This is a genomic window from Oleiphilus sp. HI0061 (assembly GCF_001635675.1).
The window spans coordinates 1-408 of the sequence record NZ_LWFE01000748.1 but is presented as its reverse complement, the minus strand read 5'-3'; the positions used below and the strand labels follow the sequence as shown (position 1 = coordinate 408).

Sequence of the window (408 nt, the reverse complement as noted above, 5' to 3'; positions counted from 1 at the left end):
CATACAGTGTATTGTCATCGACATGGAAGTCGAAATCGCCAAAGGTTCCGCGACGTAAGCGCATCGGAATTAGTTTCATGTCGATGGTATTAGTGGCCAGATCAACACTCTCGAGTAAACCCCTTAGTCGATGTTCCCTATCGATATCCAGCTCGGTACTGCCGACCATGAAAGGCTCTACAGTTACTAAGGGTGGCTCGAAAGACTCAATAGTATTTGAGGCAGCCAAGTCTAAATCAAGCGTCAATTGAGCGGTTTTGAAAGGGGATATATTGATGCTATTGCCTTCATTAAGATTTAGCTCCACATCAATTTGAGTAATCGCATTGCCATTGGCATCTTGTATGGCAGCTTCATAAGAAGCACCCTCTTCGTCTTGAATAACGATATCAGCCTCACTGTAATCCA

The 408-nt window shown here is 44.1% G+C and carries 1 protein-coding gene; it reads right to left on the bottom strand.

Annotated features, from left to right (window positions below; genetic code table 11):
• Positions 1 to 408: hypothetical protein (locus tag A3735_RS30665; protein WP_197485789.1), on the bottom strand; the 408-nt coding region annotated here is incomplete at both ends.